The following is a 22,820-nucleotide window of genomic DNA, read 5'->3' as shown; positions in this document are numbered from 1 at the left end:
CAGCGTATTACTCACTGTTCATATCCTGAGTCCGTCAGGTTACCCATACCAGGGCAGTCTGAATTGGCGGTTATCGGGGAGATCTTATCTCTGTTTGAAGGCCCTATCATGAGCAAAAAAATAGAACAAAAGAACATCGATAAACTTATCGAGCTGGTTGGCGGACGCGAAAACATCGCCACCGTCAGCCATTGCATCACGCGCCTGCGTTTTGTGCTGAACGATCCGGCCAAAGCCAATCCGAAAGCCATCGAAGAACTGCCGATGGTGAAGGGCTGCTTTACCAACGCCGGGCAGTTCCAGGTGGTCATCGGCACCGAAGTGGGCGACTACTACCAGGCGCTGCTCGCCACCACCGGCCAGACCGGCGTGGACAAAGAGCAAGCCAAACAGGCGGCGCGCCAGAACATGAAATGGCACGAGCAGATGATCTCCCACTTCGCGGAGATCTTCTTCCCGCTGCTGCCGGCACTGATCAGCGGGGGTTTGATCTTAGGCTTCCGTAACGTGATCGGCGATCTGCCGATGAGCAACGGCCAGACGCTGGCGCAGATGCACCCGTCGCTGCAAACCATCTATGACTTCCTGTGGCTGATTGGCGAAGCTATCTTCTTCTACCTGCCAGTCGGTATCTGCTGGTCGGCGGTGAAGAAAATGGGCGGTACGCCGATCCTTGGCATCGTGCTCGGCGTGACGCTGGTTTCCCCACAACTGATGAACGCCTATCTGCTGGGTCAGCAGGTGCCGGAAGTGTGGAACTTCGGCCTGTTTACCATCGCTAAAGTCGGCTACCAGGCGCAGGTTATCCCGGCGCTGCTGGCGGGTCTGACCCTCGGTTTTATTGAGACGCGCCTTAAGCGCATCGTGCCGGACTACCTGTACCTCGTTATCGTACCGGTGTGCTCGCTGATTCTGGCGGTATTCCTTGCTCACGCGATTATCGGGCCATTCGGTCGCCTGATTGGCGATGGCGTTGCCTTCGCCGTGCGTCACCTGCTGACCGGCAGCTTCGCACCGATTGGCGCCGCGCTGTTCGGCTTCCTGTATGCGCCGCTGGTGATTACCGGTGTGCACCAGACCACGCTGGCGATTGATATGCAGATGATTCAGAGCATGGGTGGCACCCCGGTGTGGCCGATGATTGCCCTGTCGAACATCGCGCAGGCCTCTGCCGTCGTCGGCATTATCATCTGCAGTCGTAAGGCTAAAGAGCGTGAAATCTCCGTTCCGGCGGCTATCTCTGCCTACCTCGGCGTCACCGAACCGGCCATGTATGGGATCAACCTGAAATACCGCTTCCCGATGCTCTGCGCGATGATTGGTTCCGGTATCGCGGGCCTGCTGTGCGGCCTGTACGGCGTGCTGGCGAACGGTATCGGCGTCGGCGGCCTGCCGGGCATCCTGTCAATCAAACCGACCTTCTGGGGCGTTTATAGCATCGCGATGATCATCGCCGTGGTCGTGCCGATTATTCTGACCATGATGGTATACAAGCGCAAAGAGAGTCAGGGCACGCTGCCCGTCATGTAAACACATCTTCTTCGGGGCGCACTTGCGCCCCTGATTCTTATTCGAGGACAACCCAATGAATACACTACCTCACTGGTGGCAAAACGGCGTGATTTACCAGATCTACCCGAAAAGCTTCCAGGACACGACCGGCAGCGGAACGGGAGATCTGCGCGGCGTGACCTCACGACTCGACTATCTGCAAAAGCTCGGCGTTGATGCCCTCTGGATAACACCGTTCTACGTCTCTCCGCAGGTGGATAACGGTTACGATATTGCTGACTACACCGAGATCGACCCCTCTTACGGCACGCTCGACGATTTTGATAAGCTGGTTGCCGAAGCACATCAGCGCGGCATTCGTATCGTGCTGGACATGGTGCTCAACCACACCTCCACCCACCATGCGTGGTTTAAAGAATCGCTGAATAAAGAGAGCCCGTACCGCCAGTTCTATATCTGGCGCGACGGTACCCCGGACACCCCGCCGAATAACTGGCGTTCGAAATTTGGCGGCAACGCCTGGCAGTGGGATGCGGCCAGCGGGCAGTACTATCTGCATCTGTTCGCCACCGAGCAGGCGGATCTCAACTGGGAAAACGAGGCGGTACGCGCCGAGCTGAAAAAGGTCTGTGAGTTCTGGGCAGATCGCGGCGTCGATGGCCTGCGTCTCGACGTTATCAACCTCATCTCTAAAGACCAGTCCTTCCCGGACGATCATCAGGGCGACGGCCGCCGCTTCTATACCGATGGCCCACGAGCGCATGAGTTTTTACAGGAATTCAGCCGCGATGTCTTTACCCCGCGCAACCTGATGACCGTCGGCGAGATGTCCTCCACCTCCCTCGAAAACTGTCAGCAATATGCCTCTCTCGACGGTAAAGAGCTGTCGATGACCTTTAATTTCCACCACCTGAAGGTGGACTACCCTGGCGGCGAGAAGTGGACGCTGGCGCGTCCGGATTTCGTGGCGCTGAAATCACTGTTTAGTCACTGGCAGCAAGGCATGCACAACCGGGCGTGGAACGCGCTGTTCTGGTGTAACCACGACCAGCCGCGCATCGTCTCCCGCTTTGGTGACGAAGGTGAATATCGCATCACGGGGGCGAAGATGCTGGCGATGGTGCTGCATGGCATGCAGGGGACGCCGTACATCTATCAGGGCGAAGAGATTGGCATGACCAACCCGCACTTCACGACGATAGAGCAGTACCGCGACGTTGAAAGCCACAACATGTATAACGAGCTGCTGGCGCAGGGGCGCGATGCCGACGAACTGCTGGCGATTCTGGCCAGCAAATCCCGCGACAACAGCCGTACGCCGATGCAGTGGGACGCCAGCCCTAACGCCGGATTTACCACTGGCGAACCGTGGATTGGCGTCAGCCATAACTTTGCCGACATCAACGTTGAAGGTGCGCTGGCCGATCCTGATTCCGTGTTTTACGCCTACCAGCAGTTGATTGCACTGCGTAAATCCGAACCGGTGCTGACCTGGGGCGACTACCAGGATCTGCTGCCGGAGCATCCGTCGCTGTGGTGTTACCGCCGTCAGTGGCAGGGGCAGACGCTGCTGGTCGCCGCGAACCTCAGCGGCGAGCCGCAGGACTGGGAGCCACCGGCGGGCTCCACTGATGGCGAAGTGCTGATGAGCAACTACGCCACCCCAGCAGGGATGACGCTGCGACCGTTTGAAGCCATCTGGTGGCTACAGCGTTAAACCTCCGCGGCCCGGTAGCGCCCCGCTGCCGGGCTTCTTCGCATCCCGCTGTTTTTCGGTCCTTTTTTGGACACTTCTTGAGCATAAAAATTTACATTACCCTCAACGCCTGTCATCTGTACTCTTGCATTTTTACTTTGTTCTGAATCAATAAAAGCGCAAACATCTTTGATGCAAATCACTACATATAGAACTTAAAATGCGTCCCGGCCCTACATATGGTATTTATCGTCTATCATTGCACAATGAGAATCACGAAAAAGATAGCCGGTATGTGGATAACCTGGGCCGCACGCGGGGGAAAGTATTGGTTAATGGAGTAAATACGCCAATCGCTGTTTTCCCACCTCTGTGGATAACCTGTTCTTATAAATATTGGAGTGATCATGACACCGCATGTGATGAAACGAGATGGCTGTAAAGTGCCGTTCAAATCAGAGCGCATCAAAGAAGCAATTCTGCGTGCAGCTAAAGCAGCGGGAGTCGATGACGCAGACTATTGCGCCACCGTCGCAGCAATCGTTAGCCAACAAATGCAGGACCAGTCGCAGGTTGATATCAACGAAATCCAGACCGCCGTTGAAAACCAGCTGATGTCCGGGCCGTACAAACAGCTCGCTCGCGCCTACATCGAATATCGCCATGACCGCGACAGCCAGCGCGAGAAGCGCGGCCGCCTGAACCAGGAAATTCGCGGTCTGGTTGAGCAGACCAACTCGGCGCTGCTTAACGAAAACGCCAACAAAGACAGCAAAGTGATCCCGACCCAGCGTGACCTGCTGGCCGGTATCGTCGCCAAACACTACGCTCGCCAGCACCTGCTGCCGCACGACGTGGTCATGGCGCACGAGCGCGGCGTGATTCACTACCACGACCTCGACTACTCGCCGTTCTTCCCGATGTTCAACTGTATGCTGATCGATCTGAAAGGCATGCTGACCCTGGGCTTCAAAATGGGTAACGCGGAAATTGAGCCGCCGAAATCCATCTCGACCGCCACAGCGGTAACCGCGCAGATTATCGCGCAGGTCGCCAGCCACATTTATGGCGGTACCACCATCAACCGCATTGATGAAGTGCTGGCGCCGTTCGTCACTGAAAGCTTCAACAAGCACCGTAAAATCGCCAACGAATGGCAGATTCCGAACGCGGAAGAATACGCTCGTTCTCGCACGGAGAAAGAGTGCTACGACGCCTTCCAGTCGCTGGAGTATGAAGTCAACACGCTGCATACCGCCAACGGCCAGACCCCGTTCGTTACCTTTGGTTTCGGCCTCGGCACCAGCTGGGAATCGCGTCTGATTCAGCAGTCCATTCTGCGTAATCGTATCGCGGGCCTCGGCAAAAACCGCAAAACCGCGGTGTTCCCGAAGCTGGTGTTCGCCATTCGCGACGGCCTGAACCACAAGCCGGGCGATGCCAACTACGACATCAAACAGCTGGCACTGGAGTGCGCCAGCAAGCGCATGTATCCGGACATCCTCAACTACGATCAGGTGGTGAAAGTCACCGGTTCGTTTAAAACTCCGATGGGCTGCCGCAGCTTCCTCGGCGTGTGGGAGAATGAAAACGGCGAGCAGGTGCATGATGGGCGTAACAACCTCGGCGTGATCAGCCTTAACCTGCCGCGCATTGCGCTGGAAGCGAAAGGTGATGAAGCCGCGTTCTGGTCACTGCTGGACGAACGTCTGGTGCTGGCGCGTAAAGCGCTGATGACCCGTATTGCTCGCCTGGAAGGGGTGAAAGCCCGTGTCGCGCCAATCCTCTACATGGAAGGGGCCTGCGGCGTGCGTCTGAAAGCCGACGACGACGTTTCAGAAATCTTCAAAAACGGTCGTGCCTCTATCTCTCTGGGCTACATCGGTATCCACGAGACCATCAACGCGCTGTTCGGCAATCAGCATATGTACGACAACGAAATGCTGCGTGAAAAAGGCGTGGCGATCGTTCAGCGTCTGCGCGATGCCGTTGACCAGTGGAAAGAGGAAACCGGCTACGGTTTCAGCCTGTACAGCACGCCAAGCGAAAACCTGTGCGACCGCTTCTGCCGTCTCGACACCGCCGAATTTGGCGTGGTGGAAGGCGTTACCGACAAAGGCTACTACACCAACAGCTTCCACCTCGACGTGGAGAAGAAAGTTAACCCGTACGACAAAATCGACTTTGAAGCACCGTACCCGCCGCTGGCGAACGGCGGCTTCATTTGCTACGGCGAATATCCGAACATTCAGCACAACCTGAAAGCGCTGGAAGACGTGTGGGACTACAGCTACCAGCACGTGCCGTACTACGGCACCAACACGCCGATCGACGAATGCTACGAGTGCGGCTTTACCGGTGAGTTCGAGTGCACCAGCAAAGGCTTCACCTGCCCGAAATGCGGTAACCATGACGCGGCTCGCGTGTCGGTCACCCGCCGCGTGTGCGGCTACCTCGGCAGCCCGGATGCTCGTCCGTTCAACGCCGGTAAACAGGAAGAAGTGAAGCGCCGCGTTAAGCACCTGGGTAACGGGCAGCTCGGTTAAGGCCGGGCGGTTTATCCCCTCACCCTAGCCCTCTCCCCTCAGGGGAGAGGGCACCGTTTTACCGCTCGCTGTACGACCGTATACCGGCCAAAAATCTGGAACGCGAAAATGAACTTCCATCAATACTATCCGGTTGATATCGTCAACGGCCCCGGCACGCGCTGCACCCTGTTTGTTGCCGGCTGCGTTCACGAATGCCCTGGCTGCTATAACAAGAGCACCTGGCGCGTGAACTCTGGCCAGCCGTTCACCGCCGAGATGGCCGACCGCATCATCGCCGACCTTAACGACACCCGCGTCAAGCGCCAGGGAATTTCGCTCTCCGGCGGCGACCCGTTGCATCCGCAAAATGTGCCGGAGATCCTCAAACTGGTGAAGCGCATCCACGCTGAATGCCCAGGCAAAGATATCTGGGTATGGACTGGCTACAAGATTGACGAACTGAATGCCGCGCAGATGGAGGTCGTCGACCTGATCAACGTGCTGGTTGACGGTAAGTTTGTGCAGGATTTAAAAGACCCGGCGCTGATCTGGCGCGGCAGCAGCAATCAGGTGGTTCACCACCTGCGTTAATCGCTTTCGTCAGCCGTTTAAAACCGGCTGACGCACTCCATCGCCACCGCCTTAAACTCATCAAAGCTGCGGGTCGCCGCCAGGCGCGCCATCGCTCGCTCGCGCAGGAAAGTGACAAAAATATCGTAGATAGCCATCGCCTCTTCATACTCGCTTTTGCTGATCGCCAGCAGGAAGATGATGTGTGCGGTTTCGTCGCCCCAGGCGATACCGTGGGGAGCAATAACGGTATACACCACGGTCTTCTGCGCCAGCAGCCCTAAGGCGTGCGGCAGCGCAATGCCGTCGCCGAGCATGGTGCTGACAATCGCTTCACGCTCCACCACCGACGCGTGGAATGCGGCATCAACAAAACCTTCCTGCTGCAACTGCTGGCATAGCTCGGCAAACAAGGTTTGCCGATCCATCGGCGCGTCTATCACGCGGAAATGCGCTTCATCGAAGTATTTGTTGAGCATAAATGGGCGGGTACGGTCCACCAGCACCAGCTTACCGATTTGGTCCAGCTGATAGTCGGTGGGGAACGGCGCAATCGTGATCACGGGTTTATCTTTTTCGCTAATACGTACCGTCGAGATGACGAAATCTTCCGCCACTGTCGCCCGCTGTTCGTACTCGCGCTGGGAGAGCGTGGCGCCAATTTCTACCTGCGGATATTTACGCTGCAAAATAGCTTCAATCATCCGCACCATCGCGTTACCCGCATCGCAGACCAGCAGCACCTGCGGCTGACGTTGATAGCCAATGTTGTAGTGGCGCTCCAGCCCGACGCCAATATGCAGCACCAGAAAACCAATCTCGTTTTCACTGATGGCGTACGGCGTATATTTTCCCCAACTGGAGACGGCCGCCAGCGTCATGTCCCAGGCCATGGGATAGTGCTGCTTGATGTTATCGAGCAACGGGTTGGGGATCATTATCTGGTAACGCACCCGGGTAATCATGGTTTTGATATGGGTCAGCAGGTCGGCATGCAGCTGGGCGTCGTCCAGTAGATTGTAGTTATATTGCTGATTAATATAGCTAAGAATGTAGTTCACCAGCGCCTCGTCATCGTCAGCGCTAATGGTTTCCGGGTCGACGTCCTGCACCTGGCGGGCAGCAAGGTGCACGCACAGCCACTCCTCTTCCGCCGGCGAAAAACCTTTCCCTGCCAGTTGTTGCAGAGTATTGGCGAAATCATGGGCGACATCGCGCACGTTTTGCGCCACATCTTCCGCGCTGAAATCCGCCAACGGATACCCGTCGCGTACGCGGCGTACCGCCACCGCACCATACAGACAAATAAAACGTTCGCCCGCATCGGTCAGACGCACATGGTGACGGGTTAACATCTCCTGCAGCGTGCCTTCCAGCAGGGTTGGCACACTGGCATCAAACGCCTCTTCACGAATCAGCGGGTTCAGCGGCCCCTGCTGGCTTAGCTCCCACAGAAGATCGGTCAGGCAAGCGCGAATAGAGACTTCGCTGCCGAACAGCTTCATGCCGTGACGCGGACGCGTCTCCAGCGTCAGCTGATAGCGCTGAAAATGCTCGCGTACGTCGACCATATCGCTCTGCAACGTGGCGCGGCTGACAAACCACGAGTCAGCCAGATCCTCAAGCTTGATGGAGAACGCCGACGTTAAAAAGCGCACCAGCAAAAAGTGCACGCGATCCTGAGCGGTACGCGGGATATGCTGCGTTTTCGGCGCACTCTCTTCCAGCGTTTGATAGCGCGTGGGATCGTCGATTTTTAGCTGATAGCCGCTGCCCCGCGTCAGCACAAACTGCGCGCCGTAATGCATCAAAAGCGCATTAAGCGCAGTGATATCGGCGCGTACGGTACGGGTTGAGACCGACAGCCGCTGCGCCAGCTCATCCTGGGGCAGCGTTTCGTTTTGCAGCAGGGTAAAGAGTTGCGCTAAACGTTGGTTGGGAAATCGCATGTCGGTTCCTTCATGTTACGGCTTAAGGTTGCGTGGAAATCACCATCTGAGACGGGCTGCCAACCGGCGTATAGTCCGGTGAAAACGTCAGCTTGCCGTCCTTCGGCGCCACGCTAAAGCGAGTAATATTATCGCTACGCTGATTCATGACATATAGCCAATGTCCTTGCTTATCAAGCGTTAGCGTTCGTGGATAGTCGCCACGCGTCCAGATATCTTCCTGGTGCGACAGGCTGCCGTCGGCCATCACGGTGAAGTGAGCGATGCTGTTGTGGAGGCGATTGGCGACATACAGCTGCTTGCCGTCCTGGCTTAACACCAGCCCTGCGGCAAAGCTGGTGCCTTTGTACTCTTTTGGCAACGCTGAAACCGTCTTGCCTTCGCGCAGCTGGCCGCTTAGTTTATCGAGGTGATAAAAGGTCAGCGTGGAGGATTCTTCATTAATCAACCATAGTCCATCACCTGCTGGCGTAAAGACAAAATGTCGCGGCCCGGCCCCTGCCGAGGATGCGGCGATAAACGGCGGATCGTTCGGCGTCAGCTTGCCGCTGGCGCGGTCCATACGATACTGGTAGATGCGGTCCAGCCCCAAATCGGTGGAATACACAAACTGACCGCTCGGATCGCTGGCAACCATGTGCGCGTGCGGGCCGTTATGATCGCTGATGGCAAAACTCCCCTCCGCTGCGGCTGCTGGGCGCGCCGCGCCAGCCGGGCCCTGATCCTGATGCACATCTACCGCCTCGCCCAAACTACCGTCCTCTTTCACCGGCAGCACCGCGATCGACCCGCTCACGTAGTTGGCGACCAGAAGATGACGACCATCCGGCGTCAAGGAGAGATAGACCGGCCCCGCGCCGCCGGAGGCCACCTGATTCAGGCTTTTAAGCTCGCCGTTCGCGGCGATACTCCACGCCTGCACCACGCCTTTTTCCACCTCACTGGCGGCATACAGCGTCTTGCCGTCAGGGCTGACGGTAAGCTGCGCGACGTTGGGCAGTGAACTCACCAGCGCTTTATCGTGTAGCGCGCCAGTCTTACCATCCAGCGTAAAACGGTATAGACCTTCGCCATTGGGATTGTAGGTGCCGACCCAGGCATACTGGGTTTGGGCGGTAACCGTGGTAGCAAGCAAAGAGAGTGAAGCAACAAGCAGATGACGAGCGGTTGGCATGGTGACTCCTTGATGGTTCGGTGGGTTTTTCCCCTCACCCTAACCCTCTCCCCAAAGGGGCGAGGGGACCATTCGGTACTTTTACGCACGATAGGCGCCAAAGGCACGGTTGGTTTTCTCCCTCTCCCCTGTGGGGAGAGGATCGGGGTGAGGGGCTATCGGCACTACTTAACAAGCTGTTTAGTCATCTCCAGCAGCCGACGCACGTCCGCCGGACGCGTATTGCCGCTGTCTTTATCAATGATTGAGCTGTAAATATGCGGGATAATTTTGCTTACCCCCGCATCCAGCGCAATTTTCAGGATCTCGCCGTAGTTTTCCAGATCGATCCCGCCGGTCGGTTCCAGCCAGAAATCATGGCGCGCGCAGGCTTGCGCCACCGCAATAAACTCATCACGGTGCTTCAGGCCGCCCATCGGGAAGTACTTAATCGAGCTGCCGCCCATGTCTTTCAACAGGGCAATCGCGGTTTCCAGCGGCACGATACCGTCCGGTGCGTTGCTGGACAGCGGGCCGGTGGAGATCTTAACCATGCCGACGGTGCCGGTTGGGGAGACCAGGCCGTTGACCACGGTCTCGTTCTGCCCTAACAGCGCGCGGCTGGTCGCCACGCCGGTGAAGACCTGGTTAACGTGCTGCGGCTGCACCTGACGGGAGATTTCACTGACCATCGCCGACTGGTTCGGGTCGCCCGCGCCCAGCCCGACGGAGAGCGCGTTATCAATCCGCTTTGCGTATTCGCGCATATCGGCCACCGCGCTGGCGATGTCCGGATAGTTTTTGGAGAGCACGCCCACCAGCACATGACCTTCCGCCGCTTCATAAATCTCGCTGGCGTTATCTTTGCTACCGGCCAGCACGTTCAGGCAGACGCGGTCACGGTAAAAGTTTGGGGTCAGTTTCATGCGTGATTCTCCTTGTTCAGAACTTCTGCAATACGGCGAGCAACAATCGCTAACTGCTGCGCATCCACGCTGCGGACATCAGCTTCGATAATGCCTTCATTGGCCTTATAGCCACGGAAGTAGATGGCGTATTCGCCCTGCTTCAGCGCCTGCACCAGATCACCGGTATTCACGCCGGTCGCCGCTTCATCAAATTTAATTTCCGCACGGGCGATATCGCGGCCCGCGCTATCCCACACCACGCGGGCGGTGACGCCGTTGAGCGTGTTGAGCTGGTTAATAAACGGTGTCATTTTCTCCACCATCTCTTCACCGCTCTCTTTGGTCGCCGTCAGATAGTGCTCAATGGCGCAGGTCAGGCCCAGAATGCCTTCTTTACCGACCTTCATGGCACGTCCAATGCCCATCGACTGGCGCTTCACCCACTCGACGTATTGGGTTTTACCAATCACCAGACCACTGGTTGGCCCTTCGATCGCCTTCGCCCCGCTGTAGATAACCAGATCCGCCCCCGCACGATAGTAGGCATGCAGATCCTCTTCCGCCGCCGCATCAACGATCAGCGGCAGGTTATGGCTACGCGCCACGCTGGCGGCCTGCGCCACGTTAAGCATGCTTTTCTGCACGCAGTGGTGAGACTTGATATACAGAATGGCCGCCGTACGCGGGGTAATCGCCGCCGCCAGCTGGTCGGCAGAACATTCGTTGGCATAACCCGCTTCCACCAGCTTGCCGCCGCCCAGCGCCACCATGGTGCCGACCGGCGCGCCGAAGTTGACGTTGTGGCCTTTCGGCAGCACGATTTCGTTGTTCTCAATCGGGGTGACATGCAGGTTTTCCAGCAGCCAGTCGCTGTCTTTCACCAGCACCGCCGCCACGGATTGCGCAATACCGGCGGACGCGCAGGACACCACGGTCGCCCCTTCAACATCCAGCAGCTTCGCAATATAGGCACCGGTTTTATTCACCAGATCTTTCATCTCAAAGTACTGGTTCATGCCCGCCATCGCGGCTTCCACCACTTCCGGGCGCGGCGTAGAGACGCCGAGTGCGGTCATGCGGCCGGAGGTGTTAATCACTTGCTTTAAATCGTATTTTTCAAAAATTGAAGGCATTTTCCGCGCTCCCTTGTTCGGTCAAATAGCCCTTGCCCGCGCGAATCGCAGCAAGCGGCAGCAGAATCTTGTCAGCCTGAAGGCTCTCTTTTTCGGCATCCACCAGCACCGTTGGCGTCTGCGCGAGGGTAAACAGCGTGATATCCGCGTCGTAACCGACTGCCAGTCGTCCTTTGTGCGTCAGGCGTAAACCCTCAGCGGCATGACAGGTCACGCAATCAATCACCTGCGGCAGCGACATACCGATGGCGAGAAATTTCGACATCACCAGCGCCAGCGAGCGTACCGGGCCGTCGATACGGTTGCGGCAGTAGATATCAGAACTGATGGTGTGCGGCAGAATACCCATCGCAATCGCCCGGCGCGCCACCTCAAAGCTGAAGCTGGCGGTGCCGTGACCGACATCGAGCCGTACACCGCGCTTCAGCGCACGCACGATAGAGCCCCGCAACTCCCCTTGCGGGGTGAGAATGCGGTTCGGTTTGCCGTTGTAGCAGTGGGTGATGATGTCGCCAGCGCTCAGCAGTTCGGCGATTTCATCGAGGTTCGGCGGGTTGTTGCCAATGTGCACCATCAGCGGCAGGTCGCCGTTTTCTTGCTGGATGGCTTTGCCACGCGCCAGCGGCGTGATGCCGTTTTCGCCGACCACGCTGCTGCTCATGCGCGCTTTCAGGCCGACGATAAAGTCCGGGTGGCGCGCCACCGCCTGCTTCACCGCTTCCGCATCGATATTGGCCATATTGGCCAGTTCGTTTTGGGCAATCAGCCCCACGCGGGAGATGTTGAGCAGCGCATAGACGTCGGTCGCAGCTTTGCGGGTCAACTGGTAGAAATCGTCCACGTCATCCGCGCCGGTACTGCCTGCATCAATCACGGTGGTGACGCCGGTAGCGATACCGACGCTGTCCGGTTCGTCGTGATAAATCGGTGAGTTCGGGTAGCAGTGGACGTGGGAGTCAATCCAGCCAGCGCTGGCGTAGTATTTCCCGTCCAGCGCAATGGTTTTATGGGCAGGCGCGCTAATCTCGCCCAGCGCCGCGATTGAACCGTCCTTGATGGCGATATCAGTCAGGGTATCGTCGACGAGGCGCGCACGGCGCAGGAGTAAATCAAACATATCTCTCTCCTGTTAAGGCGGGCGCCGCGCGCCCGCAGGGTTTAGCTAATCGCTACCGGGAAGATGGAACCGAGGATCATCGCCCCCAGGATCGCGCCGCCGGTGATCGGCTTCTGCCAGATGTAAAACAGCAGTGCGCCAACCAGAGAACCGATGCCGATGGGAATCGAGGCGGTCATCGCGCTGAGGATAATCAACGGGCCAAGGAAGCGGCCGGAGGCGTTACCCGCACCCATCATCACGTCGGCCCCGTAGGTGGAATCGCTCTGGTTGATGGTGAATTTACGCGCCAGAATGATGATGTAGCCAATCGCCAGACCAATCACCAGCCCGGTAATCAGGGAGGCGATAAAGTTGGTCACCGGGAACATGATGCCCGCGCCGAGCAGCAGCGCCGGAACGCCGAGGCCCACGCCGGTCTGAATCGCGCCGCCAATGTCCAGAATCCCCACCAGCGAACCTTCAATGATTCGGGCAAACAGGAAGCTCGCGCCGAACGCGGCCACCGCGCCGTAAGCCCCGGTATCAATCCCGGCTTTAAGCATCGCCACGAAGGCCACTTCGTTGAAGGCACCAATGCCGTAGAGGTAGTACATATGCGTCCCGGCAAACACGCCGGAGGAGAGCAGGCCAACGAAGATCGGGAACGACCAGTCGGCATACCAAAAACCTTTATTTTGTTCCATGTCAGGCTCCCGTTATTTGCCGCTGATTGAGCTGTGGATCAGATCCAGCCAGTTCGGTACGGTCAGGTGGAAGGATTCAATCATCTTCATGTCGAAACCGCGGAAGAAGGCGCTCAGGACGAACAGCGCAACGATGGCGCCCATCATCACTTTGGTGACGCGATGCCAGCCGCTCTCTTCAACGCCCTTACCAATCAGAATGCCCAGTACCAGACCCGGTACGGCGTTACCCATAATCAGCTGCGCCGCGCCGCCGAAGATGGTGGCCCAGAAGCCTGATTTCTTACCGGCATCAATCGCCGCCAGCCAGAAGATAACTGGCATCACGGTGTTGACCAGCAGGTTGGCCGCCGGAACCAGCACCTTCACGGCAGTGACCTGCAACGCCTGCGGAACGGAAGAGGCCGTCAGGTTAAGGAAGGCCACGACAATCATGCCGATGATGCCGCAGGCAATCGCCATTTTGCGTGGGTCATGCAGCGTCTCACCGACGTTGCGGTTTTTGATCATCAGCGCCGCCGCGCCCCAGTTCGGGATAATGCGGTGGTCAACGTCCTGGGTGAAGGAGCCTGCTGCAACGGAAGAAGCCCAGGCGTTAAAGAAGAAACCGAGGCCAAACGAGAAGTGGGAAGCCGGATCGCCTTCACAGGAGTTCAGCTCGCCCAAGGTACGAAACGCCCCCATCCCCTGCGTGGTGGGCGCGTGAAACATGCGTGCCGCTCCGGCGCCCACGCCGACGCCAACCAGGCCGCCGATGATGAGCGATTTTATTAAAATTATCAGGAACATAGTCTGACCCTTTGGTAAAAATCAGGTTTGCGTGACGAAATCCACTTTATCGATATCAATGGCGGTCACGTTGACGGTAACGTCCAGCTCCACGCTGTACGCTCGTCGTTCACGGCGTAAAAAGAAGAATAAGAACGCCTCTTTTCGTACCGCTTCGCGCGCATGAACAACCTGCACATCCTGTGGCTCAATACGCAGTAAGATATGCGATGATGTTTTCATCACCGCAGCCTGCACGTGGTTCAGGGCATCGGCGAACGCCCGTGTTTTGCTCTCGCCTTTGCCCGTGACCCTCACAGTGGTGGTGAATTGCTCTTTCATACTCAAGCGCCGTACTTCTTCTTCCAGGCCTCGACCAGGCGTTCGCCCAGCTCTTCTTTGTCCATAAAGCCGAAGCCCAGCACGTTGCAGCCTTCGTTGATGGCAGTCACGCCCTCTTCCACCGAACGCATGCCGTATTTCGCCTTGTAGCCATATTTGGTCTGCGCGGTGATAGCCCCCGCACCACCGCTGCCGCAGAAGGAGATACCGAAGGTCGCGTTCTCGGCCTTCATCATGTCGCCCAGCTTCATATCGGCGGCCACGCCCGGTACCACCACTGCACGAGCACCGGCTTTTTCCGCGCCAGCGGCAACTTTTTGTCCTTTACCCAGGCGGTCGCCAATTACTACGGTGATCTGTTCCATTTGTTGCTCCTTACAGGTTGTCTTTTGCTACTTCGAAGTGAACGGACAGCAGCCAGGCCTCTTCATCAGGCAGGTTGCCAAACGCCGCGACCACTTCGCGGGCAAGCATCATTGAATCGTCAGAAATCTCTTCAAACAGGCTGGCATCCACTTCCGGTAGCGGCTCGCCGCTGATTGACCGGTGGGCCATGGCCCGCACGTGGGAGGTCAGCATTTGCTCCTGCACATCGTTAGGGGTGATATCGCGGCGGCGTAACAGTGCGAACACCTGCTGCAACATTTTGTCGGCCAGCCGTTCGGTCTGTAGCGCCTGCTCCCCTGCGTCGTGTATTACCGCTCCGTTATTCACTCGTGTTACCCCGCTAATGTCTCTGGGGATAAACCTAACGCCGGGGGATGGGAGTTTGTAGCGAGTTGTTTTCCACTTCGAAGTGGAAAGGTAGACGGCCTGAGTGATCGGATTCACACATTCGCCACGAAAATAACGATTTCGATATATTCGCGTGATGAATGTCACGTCTGAGGGACAAGGTCATTGGAAAGACGAATGGCAAAATGAAGGTGAAAAGTGTGATATCGATGAAGTTTTACGGGGGAGAAAGACGGAAGGCATCGGGCGACACCTTCCGGAAAAGGCGTTAGCGGAACTTCTTGTGGTTCTCGTTGCGGGTGGTTTTGAACTCTTCCGCAGCGGCCTGGGCCTCTTTCACTTTGCCCTCGTTCGCCAGCTTCAGCGCGCCGTCAATCTGACCAATCAGCGTATCCATGCCATGACGATAGTCTTTCATTTCCGCGCTGTCAGCCGCTTTGCCTTCCAGCTTCGGCGGGGTCTCTTTTTTGGCGTCTTCTGCTGCGGTGCGCATCTTCGTCAGCGCCGCTTTCAGTTCACCCGCGTCGGAGGTTTTCTGCACCACCTGCAGATTTTCTGCCAGGGTGTCCATATCTTCACCCAGGTCGGCGAACGCTGAAGCCGAACCCAGTGCCAGCGCGGAGACCGCCAGCATCGCTACCAGTTTTTTACGCATTGCTCACTTCCTTTTTATTATTTAAGCGAACGGGCGCAGCAGGATGCGCCCAACACGTGATTACTGCCCGGCGATTTTCATCTCCGGCAACAGTACGGAACCACATTGGATGTTACTCCGTGTCTCAATATCGTCGGCGATGGTGACAATATTGCGCCACATATCTTTCAGGTTGCCCGCGATGGTGATTTCGCTCACCGGATACTGAATTTCACCGTTCTCCACCCAGAAACCTGAGGCACCGCGCGAGTAGTCGCCGGTGATGCCGCTAACACCCTGCCCCATCAGTTCGGTGACGACAAGACCCGTACCCATCTCTTTAAGCAACTTTTCAAAACTCAGGCCGCGGCCCTTGATGCGCCAGTTGTGGATGCCGCCCGCGTGACCGGTGCTCTTGAGGCCCAGCTTGCGCGCGGAGTAGTTGGTCAGCAGCCACTGGGTCAGGATACCGTCTTTAATAATGTCGCGACGTTCGGTACGCACGCCTTCGCTGTCGAACGGCGTCGAAGCCAGCCCTTTCAGCAGATGCGGATGCTCTTCAATGGTCAGCCATTCCGGCAGAATTTGCTTGCCCAGCGAGTCCAGCAGGAAGGTCGATTTACGGTACACCGAGCCACCGGCAATCGCGCCGACCAGGTGACCGAACAGCCCGGTCGCCACTTCATTAGCGAAAATGACCGGCGCCTGCATGGTGGAGAGTTTGCGCGGTTCCAGGCGCGACAGGGTACGACGCGCGCACTCTTCGCCGACCCATTCCGGAGACTTCAGGTCGCCCAGCGCGCGGCCAATGGTGTAAGCGTAATCACGCTCCATGTCGCCGTTCGCTTCGGCAATCACGCAGCTGGAAAGGGAATGACGGGTTGAGCTGTAGCTCTGCAACATACCGTGGCTGTTGCCGAACACTTTAATGCCGTAATGGCTGTTGAAGCTGCCGCCTTCGGTGTTGGTGATACGTTTGTCGACGTTCAGGGAAGCCTGCTCAGCGCGGGCCGCCAGTTCAATCGCTTCATCCGGGGAGACTTCCGCCGGGTGGAACAGGTCAAGATCCGGCGCATCAAAGGCCAGCAGTTCTTTGTCCGCCACGCCCGCGCACGGGTCCGGCGAGGTGTAGCGGGCAATATCCAGCGCCGCCTGTACGGTACGGGCGATGGCGTCCGGGCTCAGGTCTGTAGAGGAGGCGCTGCCTTTACGATTCTGGTGATAAACGGTGATGCCCAGCGCGCCATCGCTGTTGAATTCGACGTTTTCAACTTCACCGTAGCGCGTGCTGACGCTGATACCGGTGGTCTTACTGACCGCGACTTCCGCGCCGTCCGATTGAGCGGCTGCCAGCTCGAGTGCCGTGGAGACCGCTTTTTCCAGCGCAATACGTTGTTCCGCAACTTGTGTGATCACTTTCATCGTCTAAGCCATAATCTGAGGTAAAGTTAAATGAAGTCTAACAGAGAACCCTTTCTCAGTATGCGCTCAAGCTGTTAGTATTAGCCTCTTTTTTAAGGAGCCTGAAATGACAAAGCAGCCCGAAGACTGGCTCGACGAAGTCCCCGGTGATGATATCGAGGACGAAGATGATGAAATTATCTGGGTCAGCAAGAGTGAAATTAAACGTGATGCCGAAGAGCTGAAAAAGCTTGGGGTAGAACTGGTTGAGCTCGGTAAGAACGCGCTGGATAAAATCCCGCTGGACGCCGACCTGCGCGCCGCCATTGAACTGGCGCAGCGCATTAAGATGGAAGGCCGCCGCCGCCAGCTGCAGCTGATTGGTAAAATGCTGCGTCAGCGTGACGTTGAACCTTACCGTCAGGCGCTGGATAAGCTGAAAAACCGTCACAACCAGCAGGTGGTTGTGTTCCACAAGCTGGAGCAACTACGCGATCGTATGGTCGACGGTAGCGATGAAGCCATCGAAGAAGTGATGAACCTGTGGCCTGCCGCCGATCGCCAACAGCTGCGTTCGCTGGTGCGTAACGCCAGGAAAGAAAAAGCCGGCAACAAGCCGCCGAAATCTTCCCGCCAGATCTTCCAGTATCTGCGCGAGCTGTCTGAAAACCAGGAATAAGCTTCCGTAAAATGCCCTCTTCGTGAGGGTATTTTTTTATGCCATCACCACCCGACGTAAATCATCGTTGAAACGCTGGTACTGCGCCTCGTCAATCGGCTGCGGATAGCTCAGCACAATTAATGCGTGATCGGCGATACCGGCGTGATAGGTCGGGTGCGTATGCGGCCACGGGTTAGCGAAGAACCCCATCCCCTCATAAAAACGCAGACGTTTATGGGCAATCTCGGTGGTCAGCGGGTCGATTTCCAGAATCGTTGTCGGCGCGCGCTTAAGAATCTGCCCCAGCAGGCGCTTACCGTAGCCCTGTGAGCGCAGGCTGCTGTCAACGGCCAGATGTTCAATGTAGATATAGCCGTCAAATGCCCATGTCCCGCTCATCCCGATGAATAGCTCACCGTCGAACCACGCTTCCAGCGCGTAGTGCGGGTCGTGGAGTGCGCGCTGTTTGGCGGGGAGTTCGCGCTGTTCGTGCCACGGAAAGGCGTGGGTATAGAGGGCATCGAGCGGAGGGAATAAGGGGGAGTCGGTGGTCGTGATTTTTTTGGCGGTGAGCATGTTTGGGTACCGAGGGAGAGTGTTGTATTGAGCGAGCCCCCTCACCCCGGCCCTCTCCCCAAGGGGCGAGGGAGAAAACCAATCGTGCTCGCTGCTCGTTCGGTCCCCTCTCCCCTGTGGGGAGAGGGTTAGGGTGAGGGGCCCAGCTCAGCCGTTTAGTGCTGAGCTTTCTTTTCCAGCCTTTCCAGCAGCTTCTGATGAATACCGCCAAACCCGCCGTTGCTCATCACCAGAATATGGTCGCCCGGCTCGGCGCTTTTGACGATCATATCCGCCAGCGTGTCAACGTCGGCGCTCCAGTGGGCTGGCTGCACGCAGGCTTCCGCCACTTCCGCCACCTGCCATGGAATATGCTGTGGCTGAAGCAGGAACACTTCATCCGCACGGCCCAGAGACGGCGCGAGGTCGTCTTTGCAGACGCCCATTTTCATGGTGTTCGAGCGCGGTTCCAGCACGGCGATAATCTTCGCGGTACCGCCCACTTTGCCGCGCAGCGCTTGCAGCGTGGCAAGAATCGCGGTCGGGTGATGCGCGAAGTCATCGTAAACACACACGCCGTTGGCTTCACCGCGCAGCTCCAGGCGGCGACGGGCGTTGATAAAGCTGCCCAGCGCATTGGCGGCGTCAGCAGGCGTCACGCCGACATGACGCGCGGCGGCAATTGCCATCAGGCCGTTGTGCATGTTGTGTTCGCCCACCAGGCCCCACTTCACTTCACCGACCTTTTCACCGTCGAGCAGCACTTCCCACTCGGAGGCGTCGGTGTTCAGCTTTTTCGCCTGCCAGTGGCCCTGCTCGCCCACCAGCTCCTGCTCGCTCCAGCAGCCCATCGCCATCACCTGCTTCAGGTTTGCGTCGTTCTCCGGCAGGATGATACGGCCCTGACCCGGCACGATGCGCACCAGGTGGTGGAACTGTTTCTGGATAGCTTTCAGATCGTCGAAGATGTCCGCGTGATCGAACTCAAGGTTGTTGAGGATCAGGGTGCGCGGGCAGTAATGCACGAATTTGGAACGCTTATCGAAGAAGGCGCAGTCGTATTCATCGGCTTCAATCACGAAGAACGGGCTGTCGCCCAAGCGCGCGGAAACCTCGAAGTTACCCGGCACGCCGCCAATGACGAAGCCCGGCTTGTAGCCGCACTCTTCGAGGATCCAGGTCGCCATACCGGCGGTGGTGGTTTTACCGTGGGTACCGGCAACCGCCACAACCCAACGGTCGCGCAGCACGAAATCGTGCAGCCACTGCGGGCCGGACATATACGGAATGTTCTTCTCCAGCACCGCTTCCACGCACGGGTTACCGCGCGTCATGGCGTTGCCGATGATGACCAGGTCTGGCTGCGGATCAAGCTGGCTGGCGTCATAGCCCTGAATTAAATCAATGCCTTGCTTTTCAAGCAGCGTGCTCATCGGGGGATACACATTGGCATCCGAACCCGTGACTTCGTGACCCAGCGAACGAGCCAGCATTGCCAGACCGCCCATGAAAGTGCCACAAATACCCAAAATATGAATGCGCATACGTCACTATCCTTTTTTTATCTGCCCCGCATTTTACTCATATGTTTGCCGGCAGAGAAATGCATTTCAGGATATTCCGTAGTTTGCTGGCGCGATTCACCTGTGCGTATTTTTTTTATTCTTTGTTAGTATTGTTGCAGCCGTTTTACTCAACATCCACTGTCAGGGAAAGTGTTATGAAAACGTTAGGTGAATTTATTGTCGAGAAGCAGCACGAGTTCTCCCACGCAACCGGTGAGCTCACTGCTTTGCTGTCGGCAATAAAGTTAGGTGCTAAGATCATCCACCGCGATATCAATAAGGCCGGTCTGGTCGATATCCTGGGTGCCAGCGGCGCTGAAAACGTACAGGGAGAAGTACAACAAAAGCTCGATCTGTTCGCGAACGAGAAACTGAAAGCTGCGCTGCGTGCACGTGACATCGTCGCCGGTATCGCCTCCGAAGAGGAAGACGAAATCGTCGTCTTCGACGGCTGCGAGCACGCGAAATACGTGGTCCTGATGGACCCGCTGGATGGCTCATCTAATATCGACGTTAACGTTTCTGTCGGCACCATCTTCTCTATCTACCGCCGCGTAACACCCGTCGGCACGCCGGTTACCGAAGAAGACTTCCTGCAACCGGGTAACCGTCAGGTAGCCGCCGGTTATGTGGTTTACGGTTCTTCCACCATGCTGGTGTACACCACCGGCTGTGGCGTGCATGCCTTTACCTACGACCCGTCGCTGGGCGTGTTCTGCCTGTGTCAGGAGCGCATGCGCTTCCCGCAGCGCGGCAGCACTTACTCGATCAACGAAGGTAACTACATCAAATTCCCGAACGGGGTGAAGAAGTACATCAAGTTCTGCCAGGAAGAAGATAAGTCCACGCAGCGCCCGTACACTTCACGCTACATCGGTTCTCTGGTGGCCGATTTCCACCGCAACCTGCTGAAAGGCGGCATCTACCTGTACCCAAGCACCGCCAGCCACCCGGAAGGGAAGCTGCGTCTGCTGTATGAGTGCAACCCGATGGCGTTCCTCGCGGAGCAGGCCGGCGGCAAGGCCAGCGATGGTAAAGAGCGTATTCTGGATATCGTGCCGGAAAGCCTGCACCAGCGCCGTTCATTCTTCGTCGGCAACGACCATATGGTTGAAGACGTTGAGCGCTTTATTCGTGAGTTCCCGGACGCGTAATCGCCTCGAGGATGCCCCCTCACCCTAACCCTCTCCCCATGGGGGAGAGGGGACCGTCCGGTTTTCCCCCTCGCCACATGAGCAGAGGGGTCGGTCGATTTTCTCCCTCGCCCCTTTGGGGAGAGGGCCGGGGTGAGGGGGTAACCCGATTACGCCACCTGCAACCGGAACGACGCCATCGCCGCCACCAGCGCCTGCGACTGCTCTTCCAGCGAACGGGTTGCCGCCGAAGACTGCTGTACCAGCGCCGCGTTCTGCTGTGCGGTTTCATCCATCTGACTCACCGCAATATTCACCTGTTCAATGCCGCGGCTCTGTTCCTGCGACGCACTGGCAATTTCCCGCATCAGCTTGGTCATCCGCATCACTTCGCTGGCGATCTCATCCATGGTTTCCCCCGCCTGCTGCGCCAGGTCGCTGCCTTCATTGACGTGGGTTTGCGAGTCGGCAATCAGCTGGCGAATCTCTTTCGCCGCATCGGCGCTGCGGCTGGCGAGGTTACGTACTTCACCGGCTACGACCGCAAATCCGCGCCCCTGTTCACCCGCACGGGCCGCTTCCACCGAGGCGTTAAGCGCCAGAATATTGGTCTGGAAGGCAATGCCATCAATCACACTCAGGATGTCCGCAATACGCTTCGCGCTGCCGGAGATATCCTGCATTTTTTCAATCACATAACACACCATCTCGCTGCCGCGATCGGCGGTATCCGAGACATCGCGCGCCAGCTTGTGCGCCTGCTCGGCGTTGTCGGCGTTCTGCTTCACGGTGGCGGTCAGCTGTTCCATGCTGGCGGCGGTTTGTTCCAGCGAGGTGGCCGTCGACTCCGTACGCTGCGCCAGGTGGTTATTGCCCGCCGTCAGCTCGCGGCTGCCGATATCAATCTGTGAGCTGGCGTCGCGCACCCGCATGACCGAATTCATCATTGACTCGCGCATCCCGGCAATCGCCACATTCAGACGCTTAATTTCGGCGCTGCTGGTTTTCAGCGGCGAAGGGGTTAAATCCCCGGACGCCACCTGCTCAAGCTGACCAATCGCCGATGCCAGCGGCTTTAACAGCAAATGTTGCAGTTGCAGCCAGGCAAGCGCTATCACCCCTGCGGTCAGTGCAATAGCCAACACCATCAACGCCAAAACTCGATTCTTGGTGCTGTGTACTGCCGCGACTTCAATCTGCCCGCGCGACTCCCCCCAATCCTGGAAGGCGTGAATGGCGTTATCAAACTGGCGGGCCACCGGGATCATCGTTTTTTCCAGCAGATCGTAATAACCGTCGACGTTCTGCTGCTCGAGCGCCGCCAGCATCGGTTTGATCGCCTGAGTGTTATAGACCTCATAGCTTTTCGCGACATCCGCCATCCGTTTTGCGCCATCAGCATCGTCAACCGATGACTGGCTGACGCTGGCGATAATTTTTTGTCCCTGCGTCACTTCGCCGTTAAGGTTTTTGACGGCCTTCGCCGCGTCGTCCAGCATGCCGATTTCCATCAAGCGGATCGCCTGGCCTGCTTCGTTACGCGCACGCAGCAGCAGCGTATAACCCTCATTCAGCTGCGTCATTTGCTCGCTTTGCAGGTGGTCGATACGCTGGAGGGAGGCAGAACTTTGGGTGAGAGCATAAATGCCGATACCGCTGACCAGAATCAGCAGCAGAGTCATCACGGCGAGCAGGGACAGCAGGCCGGTACGGATAGAGAGCGTTTTTAGCATCATAGTTTTGTCCGGTAGCAGGGGTACTGTTTGGCGTAAAT

The 22,820-nt window shown here is 57.4% G+C and carries 21 protein-coding genes; 6 read left to right on the top strand and 15 right to left on the bottom strand.

Going from position 1 to position 22,820, the window contains the following annotated elements:
• The first annotated feature begins 108 nt into the window (after positions 1-108).
• From treB to nrdG, 4 genes are all read left to right on the top strand, one after another.
• Entirely contained in the window at positions 109-1,530 is a 1,422-nt protein-coding gene (gene treB, locus NNN71_RS05485) for a PTS trehalose transporter subunit IIBC (RefSeq protein WP_163445798.1), read from the top strand.
• Between the two features lie 55 nt (positions 1,531-1,585).
• The gene (gene treC / locus NNN71_RS05480; RefSeq protein WP_271458037.1) at positions 1,586-3,229 is read left to right on the top strand and encodes an alpha,alpha-phosphotrehalase; all 1,644 of its coding nucleotides are present in this window, start codon (positions 1,586-1,588) and stop codon (positions 3,227-3,229) included.
• Between the two features lie 386 nt (positions 3,230-3,615).
• Positions 3,616-5,754: an anaerobic ribonucleoside-triphosphate reductase gene (gene nrdD / locus NNN71_RS05475; protein WP_271458036.1), complete on the top strand. Its 2,139-nt coding sequence runs from the start codon at positions 3,616-3,618 to the stop codon at positions 5,752-5,754.
• A 108-nt stretch (positions 5,755-5,862) separates the two neighbouring features.
• The gene (nrdG, locus tag NNN71_RS05470; RefSeq protein WP_163445801.1) at positions 5,863-6,327 is read left to right on the top strand and encodes an anaerobic ribonucleoside-triphosphate reductase-activating protein; all 465 of its coding nucleotides are present in this window, start codon (positions 5,863-5,865) and stop codon (positions 6,325-6,327) included.
• 17 nt (positions 6,328-6,344) lie between these two features.
• Here nrdG and NNN71_RS05465 read toward each other — a convergent pair whose 3' ends face one another.
• The 12 genes from NNN71_RS05465 to pmbA all read right to left on the bottom strand — a co-directional run bounded on the left by NNN71_RS05465 (position 6,345) and on the right by pmbA (position 17,153).
• The gene (locus NNN71_RS05465; protein WP_271458035.1) at positions 6,345-8,255 is read right to left on the bottom strand and encodes a BglG family transcription antiterminator; all 1,911 of its coding nucleotides are present in this window, start codon (positions 8,253-8,255) and stop codon (positions 6,345-6,347) included.
• A 22-nt stretch (positions 8,256-8,277) separates the two neighbouring features.
• A complete protein-coding gene (locus NNN71_RS05460; RefSeq protein WP_271458034.1) occupies positions 8,278-9,429 on the bottom strand; it encodes a lactonase family protein in 1,152 nt (383 codons plus the stop codon).
• Positions 9,430-9,593: 164 nt separating this feature from the next.
• Positions 9,594-10,334, bottom strand: a complete 741-nt coding sequence (gene dagF, locus NNN71_RS05455) for a 2-dehydro-3-deoxy-phosphogluconate aldolase (protein ID WP_163445804.1) — start codon at positions 10,332-10,334, stop codon at positions 9,594-9,596.
• Positions 10,331-11,449: a DgaE family pyridoxal phosphate-dependent ammonia lyase gene (locus NNN71_RS05450; RefSeq protein ID WP_271458033.1), complete on the bottom strand. Its 1,119-nt coding sequence runs from the start codon at positions 11,447-11,449 to the stop codon at positions 10,331-10,333. Before NNN71_RS05450 ends, dagF begins: the two co-directional genes overlap by 4 nt.
• Positions 11,433-12,566 (bottom strand): amidohydrolase/deacetylase family metallohydrolase, encoded by a 1,134-nt coding sequence (locus NNN71_RS05445; protein WP_271458032.1) that lies wholly within the window; start codon positions 12,564-12,566, stop codon positions 11,433-11,435. Before NNN71_RS05445 ends, NNN71_RS05450 begins: the two co-directional genes overlap by 17 nt.
• Before the next feature lie 41 nt (positions 12,567-12,607).
• Positions 12,608-13,252: a DUF4310 family protein gene (locus tag NNN71_RS05440; RefSeq protein ID WP_065358444.1), complete on the bottom strand. Its 645-nt coding sequence runs from the start codon at positions 13,250-13,252 to the stop codon at positions 12,608-12,610.
• Between the two features lie 12 nt (positions 13,253-13,264).
• Entirely contained in the window at positions 13,265-14,041 is a 777-nt protein-coding gene (locus tag NNN71_RS05435; protein WP_065358445.1) for a DUF4311 domain-containing protein, read from the bottom strand.
• A 21-nt stretch (positions 14,042-14,062) separates the two neighbouring features.
• On the bottom strand, positions 14,063-14,362 hold the full coding sequence (locus NNN71_RS05430) for a DUF4312 family protein (RefSeq protein WP_163445807.1): 300 nt from the start codon (positions 14,360-14,362) through the stop codon (positions 14,063-14,065).
• Between the two features lie 2 nt (positions 14,363-14,364).
• Positions 14,365-14,727, bottom strand: coding sequence for an SFCGS family glycine-rich protein (locus NNN71_RS05425; protein ID WP_004206501.1), 363 nt, complete (start codon positions 14,725-14,727; stop codon positions 14,365-14,367).
• 10 nt (positions 14,728-14,737) lie between these two features.
• On the bottom strand, positions 14,738-15,076 hold the full coding sequence (locus NNN71_RS05420; protein ID WP_077248635.1) for a glycine dehydrogenase: 339 nt from the start codon (positions 15,074-15,076) through the stop codon (positions 14,738-14,740).
• Positions 15,077-15,365: 289 nt separating this feature from the next.
• On the bottom strand, positions 15,366-15,752 hold the full coding sequence (gene cybC / locus NNN71_RS05415) for a cytochrome b562 (RefSeq protein WP_223803431.1): 387 nt from the start codon (positions 15,750-15,752) through the stop codon (positions 15,366-15,368).
• Positions 15,753-15,812: 60 nt separating this feature from the next.
• Entirely contained in the window at positions 15,813-17,153 is a 1,341-nt protein-coding gene (gene pmbA / locus NNN71_RS05410) for a metalloprotease PmbA (RefSeq protein ID WP_163445809.1), read from the bottom strand.
• Between the two features lie 106 nt (positions 17,154-17,259).
• On the opposite strand from pmbA, the gene yjgA reads away from it, so the two are divergent.
• Positions 17,260-17,811 (top strand): ribosome biogenesis factor YjgA, encoded by a 552-nt coding sequence (gene yjgA, locus NNN71_RS05405; protein WP_064546960.1) that lies wholly within the window; start codon positions 17,260-17,262, stop codon positions 17,809-17,811.
• A gap of 36 nt (positions 17,812-17,847) precedes the next feature.
• Here yjgA and NNN71_RS05400 read toward each other — a convergent pair whose 3' ends face one another.
• Positions 17,848-18,369, bottom strand: a complete 522-nt coding sequence (locus NNN71_RS05400; protein WP_271458031.1) for a GNAT family N-acetyltransferase — start codon at positions 18,367-18,369, stop codon at positions 17,848-17,850.
• A 155-nt stretch (positions 18,370-18,524) separates the two neighbouring features.
• Positions 18,525-19,892: a UDP-N-acetylmuramate:L-alanyl-gamma-D-glutamyl-meso-diaminopimelate ligase gene (gene mpl, locus NNN71_RS05395; protein WP_271458030.1), complete on the bottom strand. Its 1,368-nt coding sequence runs from the start codon at positions 19,890-19,892 to the stop codon at positions 18,525-18,527.
• 176 nt (positions 19,893-20,068) lie between these two features.
• Here mpl and fbp point away from each other — a divergent pair, with 176 nt between their 5' ends.
• On the top strand, positions 20,069-21,067 hold the full coding sequence (gene fbp / locus NNN71_RS05390; RefSeq protein ID WP_064546953.1) for a class 1 fructose-bisphosphatase: 999 nt from the start codon (positions 20,069-20,071) through the stop codon (positions 21,065-21,067).
• A 149-nt stretch (positions 21,068-21,216) separates the two neighbouring features.
• On the opposite strand, the gene NNN71_RS05385 is transcribed toward fbp, so the two are convergent.
• Entirely contained in the window at positions 21,217-22,779 is a 1,563-nt protein-coding gene (locus NNN71_RS05385; protein WP_271458040.1) for a methyl-accepting chemotaxis protein, read from the bottom strand.
• Positions 22,780-22,820: the final 41 nt, after the last annotated feature.

Origin of the sequence: Kluyvera sp. Awk 3, assembly GCF_028069715.1 — a bacterium.
In the GTDB taxonomy this organism is placed as follows: Bacteria; Pseudomonadota; Gammaproteobacteria; order Enterobacterales; family Enterobacteriaceae; genus Kluyvera; species Kluyvera georgiana_A.
Note: the sequence above shows the minus strand (reverse complement) of the source record. Positions and strands in the feature narration are given on the sequence as shown.